General features: G+C 63.3%; 15 protein-coding genes. 6 read left to right on the top strand and 9 right to left on the bottom strand.

The window, feature by feature from the left end; translation table 11 throughout:
* The first annotated feature begins 55 nt into the window (after positions 1 to 55).
* Positions 56 to 421 carry an iron-sulfur cluster insertion protein ErpA gene (gene erpA / locus PQQ52_RS27015; protein ID WP_054034493.1) on the top strand — a complete coding sequence of 122 codons (366 nt, stop codon included), beginning with the start codon at positions 56 to 58 and terminating at the stop codon, positions 419 to 421.
* An 88-nt stretch (positions 422 to 509) separates the two neighbouring features.
* On the opposite strand, the gene PQQ52_RS27020 is transcribed toward erpA, so the two are convergent.
* Positions 510 to 1,640 carry an anhydro-N-acetylmuramic acid kinase gene (locus PQQ52_RS27020; protein ID WP_408218196.1) on the bottom strand — a complete coding sequence of 377 codons (1,131 nt, stop codon included), beginning with the start codon at positions 1,638 to 1,640 and terminating at the stop codon, positions 510 to 512.
* Between the two features lie 205 nt (positions 1,641 to 1,845).
* On the opposite strand from PQQ52_RS27020, the gene tyrS reads away from it, so the two are divergent.
* The 3 genes from tyrS (at position 1,846) to PQQ52_RS27035 (ending at position 4,390) form a co-directional block, all read left to right on the top strand.
* Positions 1,846 to 3,090, top strand: a complete 1,245-nt coding sequence (tyrS, locus tag PQQ52_RS27025) for a tyrosine--tRNA ligase (RefSeq protein WP_408218199.1) — start codon at positions 1,846 to 1,848, stop codon at positions 3,088 to 3,090.
* A gap of 53 nt (positions 3,091 to 3,143) precedes the next feature.
* A complete protein-coding gene (dtd, locus tag PQQ52_RS27030) occupies positions 3,144 to 3,602 on the top strand; it encodes a D-aminoacyl-tRNA deacylase (protein WP_408218202.1) in 459 nt (152 codons plus the stop codon).
* A gap of 110 nt (positions 3,603 to 3,712) precedes the next feature.
* Positions 3,713 to 4,390: a histidine phosphatase family protein gene (locus tag PQQ52_RS27035; RefSeq protein WP_408218205.1), complete on the top strand. Its 678-nt coding sequence runs from the start codon at positions 3,713 to 3,715 to the stop codon at positions 4,388 to 4,390.
* Between the two features lie 4 nt (positions 4,391 to 4,394).
* Here the strand turns inward: PQQ52_RS27035 and ruvB are convergent, their stop codons facing one another.
* Both ruvB and ruvA read right to left on the bottom strand, forming a co-directional pair.
* Positions 4,395 to 5,459 (bottom strand): Holliday junction branch migration DNA helicase RuvB, encoded by a 1,065-nt coding sequence (ruvB, locus tag PQQ52_RS27040; protein ID WP_408218208.1) that lies wholly within the window; start codon positions 5,457 to 5,459, stop codon positions 4,395 to 4,397.
* Positions 5,460 to 5,492: 33 nt separating this feature from the next.
* On the bottom strand, positions 5,493 to 6,074 hold the full coding sequence (gene ruvA, locus PQQ52_RS27045) for a Holliday junction branch migration protein RuvA (protein ID WP_325047805.1): 582 nt from the start codon (positions 6,072 to 6,074) through the stop codon (positions 5,493 to 5,495).
* Positions 6,075 to 6,355: 281 nt separating this feature from the next.
* On the opposite strand from ruvA, the gene PQQ52_RS27050 reads away from it, so the two are divergent.
* On the top strand, positions 6,356 to 6,988 hold the full coding sequence (locus PQQ52_RS27050; RefSeq protein ID WP_408218211.1) for a LysE family translocator: 633 nt from the start codon (positions 6,356 to 6,358) through the stop codon (positions 6,986 to 6,988).
* Between the two features lie 4 nt (positions 6,989 to 6,992).
* Here the strand turns inward: PQQ52_RS27050 and ruvC are convergent, their stop codons facing one another.
* Positions 6,993 to 7,535 (bottom strand): crossover junction endodeoxyribonuclease RuvC, encoded by a 543-nt coding sequence (ruvC, locus tag PQQ52_RS27055; protein ID WP_408218213.1) that lies wholly within the window; start codon positions 7,533 to 7,535, stop codon positions 6,993 to 6,995.
* Positions 7,536 to 7,663: 128 nt separating this feature from the next.
* Between ruvC and PQQ52_RS27060 the strand changes: the two genes are divergently transcribed.
* A complete protein-coding gene (locus PQQ52_RS27060; RefSeq protein WP_408218216.1) occupies positions 7,664 to 7,903 on the top strand; it encodes a hypothetical protein in 240 nt (79 codons plus the stop codon).
* Positions 7,904 to 8,213: 310 nt separating this feature from the next.
* Here PQQ52_RS27060 and purH read toward each other — a convergent pair whose 3' ends face one another.
* The 5 genes from purH to PQQ52_RS27085 form a co-directional block, all read right to left on the bottom strand.
* Complete coding sequence (gene purH / locus PQQ52_RS27065) at positions 8,214 to 9,779, bottom strand: bifunctional phosphoribosylaminoimidazolecarboxamide formyltransferase/IMP cyclohydrolase (RefSeq protein WP_408218219.1); 1,566 nt, start codon at positions 9,777 to 9,779, stop codon at positions 8,214 to 8,216.
* A 67-nt stretch (positions 9,780 to 9,846) separates the two neighbouring features.
* Positions 9,847 to 10,080: a Fis family transcriptional regulator gene (locus PQQ52_RS27070; RefSeq protein ID WP_007180440.1), complete on the bottom strand. Its 234-nt coding sequence runs from the start codon at positions 10,078 to 10,080 to the stop codon at positions 9,847 to 9,849.
* Positions 10,077 to 11,144: a tRNA dihydrouridine synthase DusB gene (dusB, locus tag PQQ52_RS27075; protein ID WP_408218222.1), complete on the bottom strand. Its 1,068-nt coding sequence runs from the start codon at positions 11,142 to 11,144 to the stop codon at positions 10,077 to 10,079. The genes PQQ52_RS27070 and dusB overlap by 4 nt, the downstream gene beginning before the upstream one ends.
* Positions 11,145 to 11,406: 262 nt before the next feature.
* Positions 11,407 to 12,642, bottom strand: a complete 1,236-nt coding sequence (locus PQQ52_RS27080; RefSeq protein ID WP_408218225.1) for a UbiH/UbiF/VisC/COQ6 family ubiquinone biosynthesis hydroxylase — start codon at positions 12,640 to 12,642, stop codon at positions 11,407 to 11,409.
* Positions 12,643 to 12,694: 52 nt separating this feature from the next.
* Positions 12,695 to 14,101 (bottom strand): aminopeptidase P N-terminal domain-containing protein, encoded by a 1,407-nt coding sequence (locus tag PQQ52_RS27085; RefSeq protein WP_408218228.1) that lies wholly within the window; start codon positions 14,099 to 14,101, stop codon positions 12,695 to 12,697.
* Positions 14,102 to 14,163 lie beyond the last annotated feature (62 nt).

The raw sequence follows: 14,163 nt of genomic DNA on the forward strand, positions 1-14,163 counted from the left end.
CACGATATCGAGATCAGCCCTACAATAGCGGTTAGAAGCTTTTTGGAGAGTTCGAATGAACGCAGTCACCGATACACCCGTGACCGAGATGCCCGCCCCTTTCGTTTTTACCGACGCAGCGGCTGACAAGGTCAAGCAACTGATCGAAGAAGAAGGCAATGCGGACCTCAAACTGCGCGTTTTCGTGCAGGGCGGCGGTTGCTCGGGCTTTCAGTACGGTTTTACGTTCGACGAAGCCGTCAACGAAGACGACACCGTCATGAACAAGAGCGGCGTCCAGCTGCTGATCGATTCGATGAGCTACCAGTATCTGGTCGGCGCAGAGATCGACTATAAGGACGACATCAACGGCGCGCAGTTCGTCATCAAGAACCCGAATGCTCAAACCACGTGTGGTTGCGGCTCGTCGTTCTCGGTTTGATTGCTGGCCGGTTAGGCGACAGGTTGTAAAAGAAAACGGGGCTTTGGCCCCGTTTTTTATTGCCTGAGCTAAAACCCCGGCTCGTCGATTAACGTGGGTAGATCGCCCCCAGCACGCGCTCGCCAGCAGCACCAGTGACTGCCGGCAAATTGCCCGGCAGCCGCGCCACGCAGCGCATCGCCAGCCATGCGAACGCCAGCGGCTCAACCTGGCTCGGCGGTACGCCGAGCGCGTCGGTTGTCATTACCGGCACGCCGCTTACGCCGCTGTCCTCCAGCGCCTGTTGCAGCGCTTTCAGAATCTCCGGATTGCGCGCACCACCGCCACACACATAGACCGCTTTGGCGTCCGACGCATGCCGCTCGATTTCGCGAGCAACTGTTACCGCGGTTAGCGCGACTAGTGTGGCTTGCACGTCGGCGGGGGCGAGCGCGGGGAACGGCTGGAGCTTTGCATCCATCCATTGCGGGTTGAACAAGTCGCGACCGGTGCTTTTCGGCGGTTGTTGCGAGAAAAAGGGCTCGTCGAGCAGGGCGTTCAGCAACGTGCGATCGACCTGTCCACCCGCGGCGAAATGGCCGTTCTCGTCAAAAGGCTTGCCGAGATGGCGCTGCGCCCATTCGTCGAGCAGCGCATTCGCCGGCCCGCAGTCGAAACCGCGTACGCCGCCGGTCGCATTGAGGATCGTGATGTTGCTGATGCCGCCAAGATTGCAGACCACCCGCGTTTCGTCTTTCGCACCGAAGACGGTGGCGTGAAATGCGGGCACGAGCGGTGCGCCCTGGCCGCCGGCCGCGACGTCGCGGCTGCGGAAGTCGGCGACCACGTCGATGTTCATCATTTCCGCGAGCAGCGCAGGATTGTTGATCTGCCGCGTGTACCCCTTTTCCGGCCGATGCCGCACCGTCTGGCCATGCACGCCGATCGCGCGGACCTCCGAGGCTGGCACGCGGCTGCCTTGCAGCAATTCGTGGCAGCACACCGTGTAGCGCGTGGCGAGCGCATTGGCAGCCAGCGCTTCGCGTTCGATCTCGTTGTCCCCCGGCTGTTGAAGCGCGAATAATGCCTCGCGCAAGCCTGCCGCGAAGCCGACAAACGCCTCGGCCAGCACCACTGGCGGTTTTCCTTTCGCGAATCTGACGGCAATACCGTCCACGCCGTCCATGCTCGTGCCGGACATCAATCCAAAATACACGCCATCTGCGGGGTCTTGCGCCACGTTGCTGCTCCTCTCGATGATTCGTTGCGACCTGTTTTAGCAGATTATCGACTCAAGCGCGGCCGAACATAAAGCGTCACGGTGCCAATGGTGCGGCCCGGCGGCGCAAAATCGCATGCCGGTGGGCGCTTGTGCCTGACTCAGTGGGCGCGGCGGCGCGCATCTATGGGACAATCTCCTTTTTTCGCGACTTCAAGTTTCCAGCATGAGCACCGAGTCCACCAAGCCCAGCCCCGCCTTCCCGATCACCGACGAAGTCCGTCACGCACTCGCCGTCACTAAACGCGGCGTCGACGAACTGCTGATCGAAGACGAATTCGCGCAAAAGCTCGCGAAGAGCGCGGCGACCGGTAAGCCACTGCGCATCAAGCTCGGTCTCGATCCGACCGCGCCTGACATCCACATCGGCCATACGGTTGTGTTGAACAAGATGCGCCAATTGCAGGATCTCGGTCACACGGTGATTTTCCTGATCGGCGACTTCACCTCGCTGATTGGCGATCCGTCGGGGCGCAACGCCACGCGCCCGCCGCTTACGCGCGAGCAGATCGAATCCAACGCGAAGACGTACTTCGAACAGGCCGCGCTCGTGCTCGACCGCGACAAGACCGAAATTCGCTACAACAGCGAATGGTCGATGCCGCTCGGCGCCGACGGCATGATCAAGCTCGCATCGCGCTACACGGTGGCGCGTATTCTCGAACGCGAAGACTTCACCAAGCGTTTCCAGGGCGGCGTGCCCATCTCGATCCACGAATTGCTGTACCCGCTGATGCAAGGCTACGACTCGGTCGCGCTGAATGCCGACCTCGAGCTCGGCGGCACAGACCAGAAGTTCAACCTGCTGGTGGGTCGTGAACTGCAGAAGCAATACGGTCAGGAACAGCAGTGCATCTTGACGATGCCGTTGCTCGAAGGCTTGGACGGCGTCGAGAAAATGTCGAAGTCGAAGAACAACTACATCGGCATCAGCGAAAAGCCGACGGACATGTTCGGCAAGCTGATGAGCATTTCCGATGTGCTGATGTGGCGTTACTTCGAACTGCTGTCGTTCCGTCCGATGGACGAGATCGCCGGCTTCAAAAAAGAGATCGAAGCGGGCCGCAATCCGCGCGATTTCAAGGTGATGCTCGGCCAGGAAATCGTCGCGCGCTTTCACTCGCAAGCCGATGCCGAGCGCGCGCTCGAAGACTTCAATCATCGCGCGAAGGGCGGCGTGCCGGACGATATCCCGGCCGTGACGCTCGCGGGCGCACCGCTCGCAATCGGCCAGTTGCTCAAGCAGGCCAACCTCGTGCCGTCGACCAGCGAGGCCTCGCGCAATATCGAGCAAGGTGGCGTGAAGATCGATGGTGCGACCGTGTCCGACAAGGGCTTGAAGGTTGAGGCCGGCGAGTACGTTGTGCAAGTCGGCAAGCGTCGTTTTGCGCGCGTCACGCTGACGGCTTGATGGCTCAGCGATAACGCGATGATGATTCATGCGTTCCATTTTGAGTCGAGACGATGATCGCGCTGATTCAGCGCGTGCGGCGCGCGGAAGTGCGCGTGGGCGATCGTGTGACCGGCGCGATCGAGGCGGGCCTGCTCGCACTCGTGTGCGCAGAACGTGGTGACACAGAGGCCGCAGCCGACCGGCTGCTCGCCAAGGTGCTCGGCTACCGCGTCTTCAGCGATGCGGCCGGCAAGATGAATCTCTCCGTGCAGAATCTCGACGGTGCCGGGCGCGCGGGCGGTTTGCTGCTCGTTTCGCAGTTCACGTTGGCCGCTGACACCAACAGCGGCCTGCGTCCGAGCTTTACGCCCGCCGCACCGCCCGATGAGGGCAAGCGGCTGTTCGATTACTTCGTCTCGGCAGCCCGTGCAAAGCACCCAACCGTCGAAACAGGCGAGTTCGGCGCCGATATGCAGGTGTCGCTCGTCAATGACGGGCCAGTCACGTTCTGGCTGCAGACGAACGCTTGAGATTCAACTGCCGTTGCGGGTGCAAGCGGCGGCATGTATCTACTCCTCCAGCCGCTTTTTGCGACAATAGCGGCTCGGCATAACCCGCTACCGGCGCTCGCTCTCATTCCATGACCACGCAGATTCTATTCATTCGCCACGGCGAGACCGACTGGAACCGCATCAAGCGCATTCAAGGTCACATCGATATTCCGCTCGCGACGACCGGCCTTGAGCAGGCGCAACGCCTTGCACGCCGCATCGCAAGTGAGGTGAAAGAGGGCGCGCGGCTTGACGCCATTTATTCGAGCGATCTGCTACGCGCACAGCAAACCGCGCAGCCGATCGCCGACGCGCTCGGCTTGCCGTTGCAACTGCGTGAAGGTTTGCGCGAGCGCTCATACGGCGCGTTCCAGGGGCATGACAGCGACGAGATCGCCGTCCGTTTCCCGGATGAATACGCGCACTGGCAGACCCGCGATGCGGGCTTTGCGCCCCCCGAAGGTGAATCGCAGCGCACCCTCTACCATCGCGTGCTGCATGCAATCGAGCCGATCGTCGCCGCGCATCGGGGCGGGCGGATCGCTGTCGTCGCCCATGGTGGCGTGCTGGACTGCGTGCGGCGGTTCGCCTGCGGATTGTCGCTCGATGCGCCGCGTGACTACGCGTTGCTGAACACGAGCGTCAACGTGGTCGATTATGCCGACGACGCCAGCAAAGCGACGATCGTGTCTTGGGCGGACGTGTCGCATCTCGACGCGCCGAGCGCGGACGATACCTTCAAGAGGGCGCCGGAACCGGGACGCTGAGCGCTCAGGGTGTGGCGGAATCCCAAATGCCGGCTATGGGGCTCGAAGCGTCTGGCGCGGCGAGACCGAAATGTCGGTACGTGAGCAGCGTGGCGACGCGGCCGCGCGGCGTGCGCTGCAGGAAGCCCTGCTGGATCAGATACGGTTCGAGTACGTCTTCAATCGTGTCGCGTTCTTCGCCGATTGCCGCGGCCAGATTGTCGACGCCGACCGGACCGCCGTCGAATTTATGCAGAATCGCTTCGAGCAGTTTGCGGTCCATCAGGTCGAAGCCGACCGCGTCCACGTCGAGCATTTTGAGCGCGGCGTCGGCCACTTCCGCGGTGATGTTGCCGTCTGCTTTTACCTCGGCGAAATCGCGCACACGGCGCAACAGCCGGTTCGCGATCCGTGGCGTGCCGCGCGCGCGCTTGGCGATTTCGAAGGCGCCATCCGGGTGGATCTGCGCATGCAGCAACGACGCTGAACGCGTGACGATGCGCGCCAGTTCTTCGGCGTTATAAAACTCGAGTCGCGCGACGATCCCGAAGCGATCGCGCAGCGGATTGGTCAGCATGCCCGCGCGCGTGGTCGCGCCGACCAGCGTGAACGGCTGCAGATCCAGCTTCACGCTGCGTGCAGCGGGTCCCTCGCCGATCATGATATCGATCTGATAGTCCTCCAACGCCGGATAGAGAATTTCTTCGACGACCGGCGAGAGCCGGTGGATTTCGTCGATGAACAGGACGTCGTTGGCTTCGAGATTGGTGAGCAACGCGGCGAGGTCGCCGGCGCGCTCGAGCACCGGACCGGAGGTTTGCCGCAGATTGACCCCCATTTCCCGCGCGATGATGTGCGCGAGCGTGGTCTTGCCGAGACCTGGCGGCCCGAACAGCAAGACGTGGTCGAGCGATTCGGAACGGCGCCTGGCGGCCTCAATGAAGATTTCCAGCTGACCGCGTATTTTTTCCTGCCCGACATATTCTTCGAGCTGGCGCGGGCGCAACGCGCGCTCGAACGCTTCTTCGTTCGGCGAGACGGGCGTGGCCGCAATGATGCGCTCGGGGGCGAGTTTGTCGGTTTCGATCATGCGTTCATTGTACCGCGCGCGCCCGCCTTAACTTCAGCCCTTGGAGAGCGCCTTCAGCGCGAGCTTGATGCCCTCGGAAACGCCGGTGCCCGCCGGCACGTTCTTGACGGCCGCCAACGCTTCTTTTTCGGAGTATCCCAATGCGATCAGTGCGTTCAGGATGTCGGAGGCGTGGTCGGATGCCGACGCCGCGCCGGCCATCGCGCCCAGGTCGGCGCCGATCTTGCCCTTCAGTTCAAGGAGCAGCCGCTCAGCCGTCTTCTTACCGATGCCAGGCACGCGTGTGAGGCGCGCTGCGTCCTGCATCGTGACGGTCTGCGCCAGTTCATGCACGCTCATGCCGGAGAGCACGGCGAGCGCCATGCGCGCGCCGATGCCCGTGATCTTCAGCAGTTCACGGAAGGTCGAGCGTTCCTCGGCGGAGCCGAAGCCGTAAAGCAGATGTGCGTCTTCGCGCACGATCATTTGCGTGAGCAGCACGACGCGTTCGCCGGTCGACGGCAGGTTGTAGAACGTGCTCATCGGCACGTCGACTTCGTAGCCGACGCCGTTGCAGTCAACGAGCAGATGCGGCGGGTTTTTTTCCAGCAGAACGCCGGCAATGCGACCGATCATGGCGGATTCAATCTTGAGAGAAAGGGCGAGTGTAGCGCAGCGAGTGGGCGGCGGTGATATGCAAAAGAGCGTTGGGGAGCGGCGAGCCCGGATCGGAGCCGCTGAGCGCGCGCGGACCTGGAGGCGCGGCAGCGAGAAGGCGCGCAATAGTCGCGGCGCACTACGCCCAATCGCGGTCGCGGCGCACTACGCCCAATCGCGGTTGACCTGTGCGTTGCGGCCCCCTAGACTGAGATCCCTTTTGGCGGGTTCTCGCCCGGCACAACCCAGAAGGAGCTTCCATGCTGAGCCTCACCACTCTCGCGCTGTTTGCCGGTGCGTGTCTCGCGTTGACCGCCGCGCCCGGCCCCGACATGTTGCTGATCGCTTCGCGCAGCGTGAGCCAAGGACGTCCTGCAGGTTTCGCCTCGTTGGCGGGGATTCTGGTCGGCACTTACTGTCATGCACTGGCCGCCGCTTTCGGTCTGTCGCAGCTGTTTCTGGCCGTACCGATGGCCTATGACGTCGTGCGTTTTGCCGGCGCCGCCTACCTGCTGTATCTCGCCTGGAAGACGTTCCGCACGCAAGGCACGGTGCTATCGCCGAATGCGTCGATGAACCGTTATCCGGTCGGCCGTATTTTCCGGCAGGGTCTCTTCACTAATTTGCTGAATCCCAAAGTCGCGCTGTTCGTGCTCGCGCTGTTTCCGCAATTCGTACGGCCCGAAGCGGGTTCGGTGGCGTTGCAGATTATGGTGTTGGCTACGGTGCTGAATCTCATCGGGTTGTGCGTGAACGGCGCGGTGATTCTGATGGCGAGCAAGTTGAGCCGTAAGCTGTCGGCGGGGCGCCGGCCGTCGCGGGTGCCGCAGTATCTGCTGGGGACAGTGTTCACCGGGCTAGCTTGCCGGTTGGCGCTGGCGAGTCGGAACTGAGTGCCTACCCCACCAAGCGTCCACGTCTGACGCGCAAACCCTTCTTCGCCAGCGAAGGCGCAATGCCGCCGAGCGTACTAAGCGTCGAGCCGCTGTGCGCGTGGCAGATCGCCATACCAAGGGCGTCAGCGGCGTCGGTGCCCGGTACGCCGGAGAGGTTGAGGAGCCGCACCACCATCTGCTGCATCTGCTCCTTGGTTGCGCGGCCGTAACCGACCACAGCCTGCTTCAACTGCAGCGCCGTATATTCCGCGACCGGCACGCCGCCCGCCACCAGTCCACAGATCGCCGCGCCGCGCGCCTGGCCGAGCAGCAGGGTGGATTGCGGGTTGACGTTGACGAACACCTTTTCGATCGCCGACTGGTCCGGCGAATGCTGGCGGATCAACGTCGAAATGCCTTCGAAAATGGTGCCAAGACGCGACGGCAGATCGGCGTCGGCGGTTTTGATCACGCCGCTTGCGACGTAGCTGAGCGTGTGTCCGGTTTGATCGATTACGCCAAAACCGGTCACGCGCAAGCCGGGGTCGATGCCGAGAATTCTCATGAGGTGCCGCGCATGCGGGGAAAACTTAGTGCTTGCGATACTACAACGAACGCGCCGAGTGGCGGTTGGTGTACAGCGATGCCGGCGGAATAAAAACTGCTGCTGCATGCGTTGAGAGGGGGGCGCACATGGAGCACTATCGGAATCTCAGCGGCGACTCAGGCGTCGACGCGTACGAAATCGGCGACGACTTCGTCGCGGTCCGCTTCAGATCGGGCGTCGTGTATTGGTACACGGAGGCGAGCGTCGGCGCGAAGCACGTCGGTATGCTCAAGCGTCTGGCGCAGCAAGGGCGGGGGCTTAGCACCTACATTAGCCAGCACGCAGACGTGAGCGGAGGCTACGCGAGAAAGGACCCGGACGACTAAACCAGTGCCGCAGGGAGACGTCGGCCTGAGGCGGTGGTCTGAAAGGCGCAGCCAAGAAGAGCGGCCGGGAGCGGTCAAAGAGCAGCCAACCGCCAACCAACACGCCTGCCAACCGCACAACACGACCGCACCACACGACCGCACCACACGACCGCACCACACGACCGCACCACACGACCGACCTGGCGCCCCCACCCAAACACCGCCAAAAGAAAAACGGCCGGGCGGAAAATCCACCGAGCCGTTTCGCTCCGGCTACGTTAGCGACGACCGCATCGCAAAGAATCAGGCGGTGTCCGCGAAGCCGAAATCAATGCCGGAAGTGACGCACCCCGGTCAACACCATCGCGATATTGTGCTCGTCCGCTGCGCCGACTACTTCATCATCACGCATCGAGCCGCCCGGTTGAATCACGCAGGTCGCGCCTGCCGCGACCACCACATCCAGGCCGTCACGGAACGGGAAGAACGCATCCGAGGCGACGGCCGAACCGGTCAGCGTCAAACCGGCGTTTTGCGCCTTGATGCTCGCAATACGCGCCGAGTCCACGCGGCTCATCTGGCCCGCGCCGACGCCGAGCGTCATGCCGTTGCCGCAGAACACGATCGCGTTCGACTTCACGTACTTGGCGACGCGCCACGCGAACAGCAGATCGTCCATTTCCTTCGGCGTCGGGTGACGCTTCGTGACCACGCGCAATTCGTGCGGTTGCACGTTCTTCGAATCGAGCGATTGCACCAGCAGGCCGCCGCCAACGCGCTTCAGATCGAACGCGTTATGGCCTGCGCCCAAAGCGATTTCCAGGAGACGCACGTTCTGCTTGGCCGCGAACACCTGGCGAGCCGCCGCGCTGAACGATGGTGCGATCAGCACTTCGACAAACTGCTTGGCCACCGCTTGCGCCGCCGTTTCGTCGACTTCACGGTTGAACGCGATGATGCCGCCGAACGCCGAGGTCGGATCGGTCTGGAACGCCTTCGCATACGCTTCGTTCGCGTCCGCGCCGACGGCCACGCCGCATGGATTCGCGTGCTTGACGATCACGCAGGCCGGCACGTCGAACGTCTTCACGCATTCCCACGCAGCATCGGAATCGGCGATGTTGTTGTACGACAGTTCCTTGCCCTGCAACTGGCTGTAGTTCGCCAGTGCGCCCGGCTGCACCGCCAGGTCGCGGTAAAACGCGGCGCTTTGATGCGGGTTTTCGCCGTAGCGCAGGTCCTGCACCTTGGTGAACGCCAGGTTGAACGTAGCCGGGTAAGCATTGCGCGACGAATGTTGCAGCTCGTCGGTCAGGCTCGTCAGGTAGTTCGTGATCGCGCCGTCGTACTGGGCGGTGTGCGCGAATACCTTGGTGGCGAGGCGGAAGTTCGTCTTGTACGAAACCGCGTTGCTGTTCGCGCGCATTTCGTCGAGCACGACTGCGTAATCCGCCGGATCGACCACCACCGTCACGTCGCGATGATTCTTCGCGGCCGAGCGCAGCATGGTCGGGCCGCCAATGTCGATGTTCTCGATCGCGTCTTCCAGCGAGCACTCTTCTTTCGACACGGTCTGCACGAACGGATACAGATTCACGACCAGCAGGTCGATCGTCGGGATGTCGTGCTTTTCAAGCGCTGCCATGTGTTCCGGCAGGTCGCGGCGCGCGAGAATGCCGCCGTGCACCTTCGGATGCAGCGTTTTCACGCGCCCGTCCAGCATTTCCGGGAAGCCCGTGTAGTCGGCGACTTCGGTGACGGGCAGACCCGCGTCCGCGAGGAGTTTCGCGGTGCCGCCGGTCGACAGGATCTTGACGCCGAGGTCCGACAGCGACTTGGCGAAGTCGACGATGCCGGACTTATCGGAAACGGAGATGAGCGCTTGCTTGATCATGATGAAGACGAAAAGCCGAAGGGAAACGTGGCAGGGCGCAAAAGAAACTAAAACAAGCTACAACGAGCTACAAGAGGCCGTGCTGTTGCAGTTTCTTGCGCAGCGTATTGCGGTTGATGCCGAGATACTCGGCGGCCAGCGACTGGTTGCCGCCGGCCTGCTCGAGCACCACTTCGAGCAATGGTTTTTCTACGCATGAAATGACCATGTCGTAGACGTCATGCGGATTGGAGCCGTCGAGATCCTGGAAATACATCCCCAGACTGTCGCGGACAGATTGTTCGATATTGTTCTTGCTCATGCTGCTAGTCGGTCGGTATGGTCCGGCTCGCCGTCGTTCTTGGTGAGCGTCTCGTCGACGTAGACGAGGCGGTCGGAGATCGCCTTTTGGGCGTCGAAGAACTCGTTGACGGCGAGGAGTTGTTCGCGCGTGGTGTCCAGCGTATTCATGCGGTGCCGGAACACGTTGGCGCCAGAAAGGCCGCGAGTGTACCAGCCGATATGCTTACGCGCTGTGCGTACGCCCGTAAATTCGCCGTAGAACGCGTAGTGATCTTCGAGATGCTCGTTCATGACCTGCTGGATTTCGTCGATGCGCGGCGGCGGCAACAACTCGCCCGTTTGCAGGAAATGCTCGATCTCGCGGAACAGCCACGGACGCCCCTGCGCGGCGCGGCCGATCATGATGGCATCGGCGCCGGTGGCGGCGAGCACTTCGCGGGCTTTTTGCGGCGACGTTATGTCGCCATTGGCGACCACCGGAATGCGCACCGCCGCTTTGACGGCGGCGATGGTCTCGTATTCGGCGTCGCCGTGATACAGGTCGGCGCGCGTGCGGCCATGCACGGTCAGCATCGAAATGCCGGCGGCCTCTGCCAGACGCGCGACGGAGAGTGCGTTCTTGTTGTCGCGGTCCCAGCCGGTGCGGATCTTCAGCGTGACGGGCACGGCATCCGGCCCGATGCCCACCGCGCCTACCACCGCCTCGACGATGCGCTGAACCAGCGGTTCGTTCTGCAGCAAGGCCGAACCCGCGGCCACGTTGCACACCTTCTTGGCCGGACAGCCCATGTTGATGTCGATGATCTGCGCGCCGTTCGCCACGTTGTAACGTGCCGCTTCGGCCATCATGGCCGGATCGGCACCGGCGATCTGCACGGCGATCGGCTCGACCTCGCCGGTGTGGTTGGCACGGCGCATGGTCTTTTCGCTTTTCCACAACTGCGCGTTCGAGGCGACCATTTCCGACACCGCATAGCCCGCGCCCAGCCGTTTGCACAACTGCCGGAACGGCCGGTCGGTCACGCCGGCCATGGGGGCGACGAACAGGTTATTGCGCAGATTGTGGGAGCCGAGAGTGGGCATGACTTGGACGCGCCTGTGACCGATTGCTTCAGTTTCTTTTCAGATTCTGTCAATCGGAGCATTCGCGAAATGCGAGGGAAAACCGCTATTTTAGCGTTAACAGATAGCCGGCACCTGACTTGCATCTGTCGTAACTCATTAAATCTTCTATGAAAGTGGTCCGGTTCATAGAGCCGGCACCGCTCGCGCGGCCTCGCATATGGGCCGGATTGCGGTGCCTAAAAAGCGTGCAGAGGCTGTGGGCCGCGACCAGGCGGCGCGCTCAGCGGCGTTGACCGAACATCATTTGCCGCGCCAGTGCGGTTTTCACCGGCGGCACGAATTCGAGCGCAGTGAGGGCGAGGCCGCGCAAGGTGGCGAGCGGCGGGAAGTCGACAGTGAAAAGACGTGCCAGCGTATCGGTCGCGCCGATCGTCAGGCGCCGGTCGAGCGCGCGGCGTTGTGCGAACGTCGCCAGTGCGAGCGGGGTGGGGCCTTCCACCGACAAGGCATCGGCGAGCGCGTGCGCGTCGCGCAGACCGAGATTCAGACCTTGGCCCGCGACCGGATGCAGCGTCTGCGCCGCATTGCCGATTGCGACGACATGGCCCTTCACGAGCGTATCGACCGCGTTGAGTCCCAGCGGGAACGACGCGCGTCCTTTTATTTGCGTAAAACTGCCCATGCGGCTGCCGAACGCGGCGCCGAGTTCGCGCAGGAAATCGTCGTCCGGGAGCTGTGCGCGTCGCGCTGCTTCGTCGGGTGCACAGCACCAGACCAGCGCGTAATTCGCGCCGCGCACGCCGCCCATCGGCAGCAGCGCGATCGGCCCTTGCGACGTGAAGCGCTCCCACGCCACATGCGGTTTCGGCGCCGACACGCTGACCGTGCCGACCAGCGCGGTTTGCCCGTAATCGCGCGTACCGCCGCCATCAGTATGACCTACGCCCCTGGCGGTTTTCTGGTCGCCGAACAGGCTGCCTTCCGCATTCACCAGAATTCGCGTGCGCAGATTGCGTGTGACACCGGCGGTTTCGATCGGCAGTGTGACGCCGTCGAGGTCCTGAGTCGGCGCCGCCGCGGAAGTGGAGCGGAACCAGTGTACGGACGTCGCATGCACCGTCTCGGCGAGACCATGCACGATCGAGCCATAACGCAGTACGTAGCCGAGCGCCGGCAAGCCATGCTCGCTGTGGTCGATCAGCGTGCGGCCGAAATGGCCGCGCTGCGACACGTGGATGCGCTGGATCGCGGTAGCGTCGGCGGGCCAGCTCAGCGGTTCGAGAATCATCCGGCTGCCATGCGACACGGCGATCGCGCGCGGATCGGCAATCGAATCTTCCGGCTCGCGCGCGTCGATCAGCGCGATCTTCAGCGCCTGCGTCGCGCTGCGGCGCGCCAGCCAGCCGGCAAGCGCCAGCCCGACCGGCCCGGCGCCGACGATCGTCACGTCGAAATCGAACGGATGGTCGGACGCGGCGGGTTTCAGAATCACCGTCGACTGGGAAACGTCGTTCATTGCGGGCACTTCCTCGGGTTACTGCCTGGATTGCTTCTGGGTCGACTCTGGGTCACTGTCCAGCTTCCTGGGCCGCGCGGGCTTGCTGCATCAGCGTCTCGATCTCGTCGGCCGCCACCGGGACGTCGCGTGTGATCAGTTCACAACCGGCCGGCGTGACGATCGCGTCGTCCTCGATGCGGATGCCGATGTTCCAGTAGCGTTCGGGCACGCCTTCGGCCGGACGGATATACAGACCGGGCTCGATGGTCAGCGTCATCCCCACCTGCAGCGTGCGCCACGGCAGCGCGCCCGCTTCGTCGCGCGGCGCGCTGCGTTCGCGGTAGTCGCCGACATCGTGCACGTCCATGCCGATCCAGTGGCCGGTACGGTGCATATAGAACGGCGCATAGGCGCGCTCGGCGATCGCGTCGTCAACCGAGGCGAACTTCGTGCGATCGATGATGCCGGTGTCGAGCAGCCCTTGCGACAGCACGCGCACGGCGGCCTGATGCGGATCGTCGAAGGTGGCGCCGACGCGGGTGGCCTCGACGGCAGCCTGCTGGGCGGCCAGCACGATGTCGTACAGCTCGCGCTGCGCCGGCGTAAAGCGGGCGCTTGCCGGAAAGGTGCGGGTGATGTCGGATGCGTAGCCGTCGAGTTCGCAGGCGGCGTCGATCAGGATCAGATCGCCGTCCTGGGCAATCGCGTTGCCGGCCGGATAGTGCAGCACGCAGGCGTTGGCGCCTGCAGCGACGATCGACGTGTAAGCCGGCGCCTGCGCGCCGAACTTGCGGAACATGTAGAGCAGTTCGGCCTCGAGTTCGTACTCACGCACGCCGGGGTGGCAGGCCGCCATGGCGCGGCGGTGCGCTTGCGCGGAAATCTGTCCGGCGCGGCGCATGATGGCGAGTTCGTGGGCATCTTTGACGAGCCGCATGTCGTCGAGCAGCGGGATCAGGTCATGCGCGACGGTGGGGGCGGCGACGCCGCCGCGGCTTTGTGCGCGCACAGCGTCGAGCCAGCCGCGCACCTGTTCGTCCAGTTCCGCCGACGTGCCGAGCGCGTAGTGCAGCGACGGTTTGTCAGCCAGAATGCGCGGCAGTTGCGTATCGACTTCCCTCACGGCGAAGGCGGCGTCGAAGCCGAACGCCTCGCGCGCGCCGTCCGGCCCGAAACGGAAACCTTCCCACGTTTCGCGCTCGACATTCTTCTCGCGACAGAACAGGATCGAAGCCGGCTCGCCAGATGCTGCGCTGGCGTCGAGCACCAGCAACGCCTCGGGCTCGGTGAAGCCGGTCAGATAGTAGAAATAGCTATCGTGCCGGTAGGGGTAGTCGGCGTCCCGGTTGCGTACCTTTTCCGGCGCGGTGGGGACGATGGCGACGCCCCCGCCCGCTGCGCGCAGCGCGGCGAGTACGCGCTCGCGGCGCGTGCGGTAGACGTCGATGGCGATGGTGGGTTCGGTCGGCTGGTTCATCTCACGATTGTAGCGCCCAATGCGGAGACTTATTTTGCGCGGATACTGGCGGGGGAAGGTCG

Source organism: Paraburkholderia sediminicola, from assembly GCF_046030555.1.
GTDB lineage: Bacteria > Pseudomonadota > Gammaproteobacteria > Burkholderiales > Burkholderiaceae > Paraburkholderia > Paraburkholderia sediminicola_E.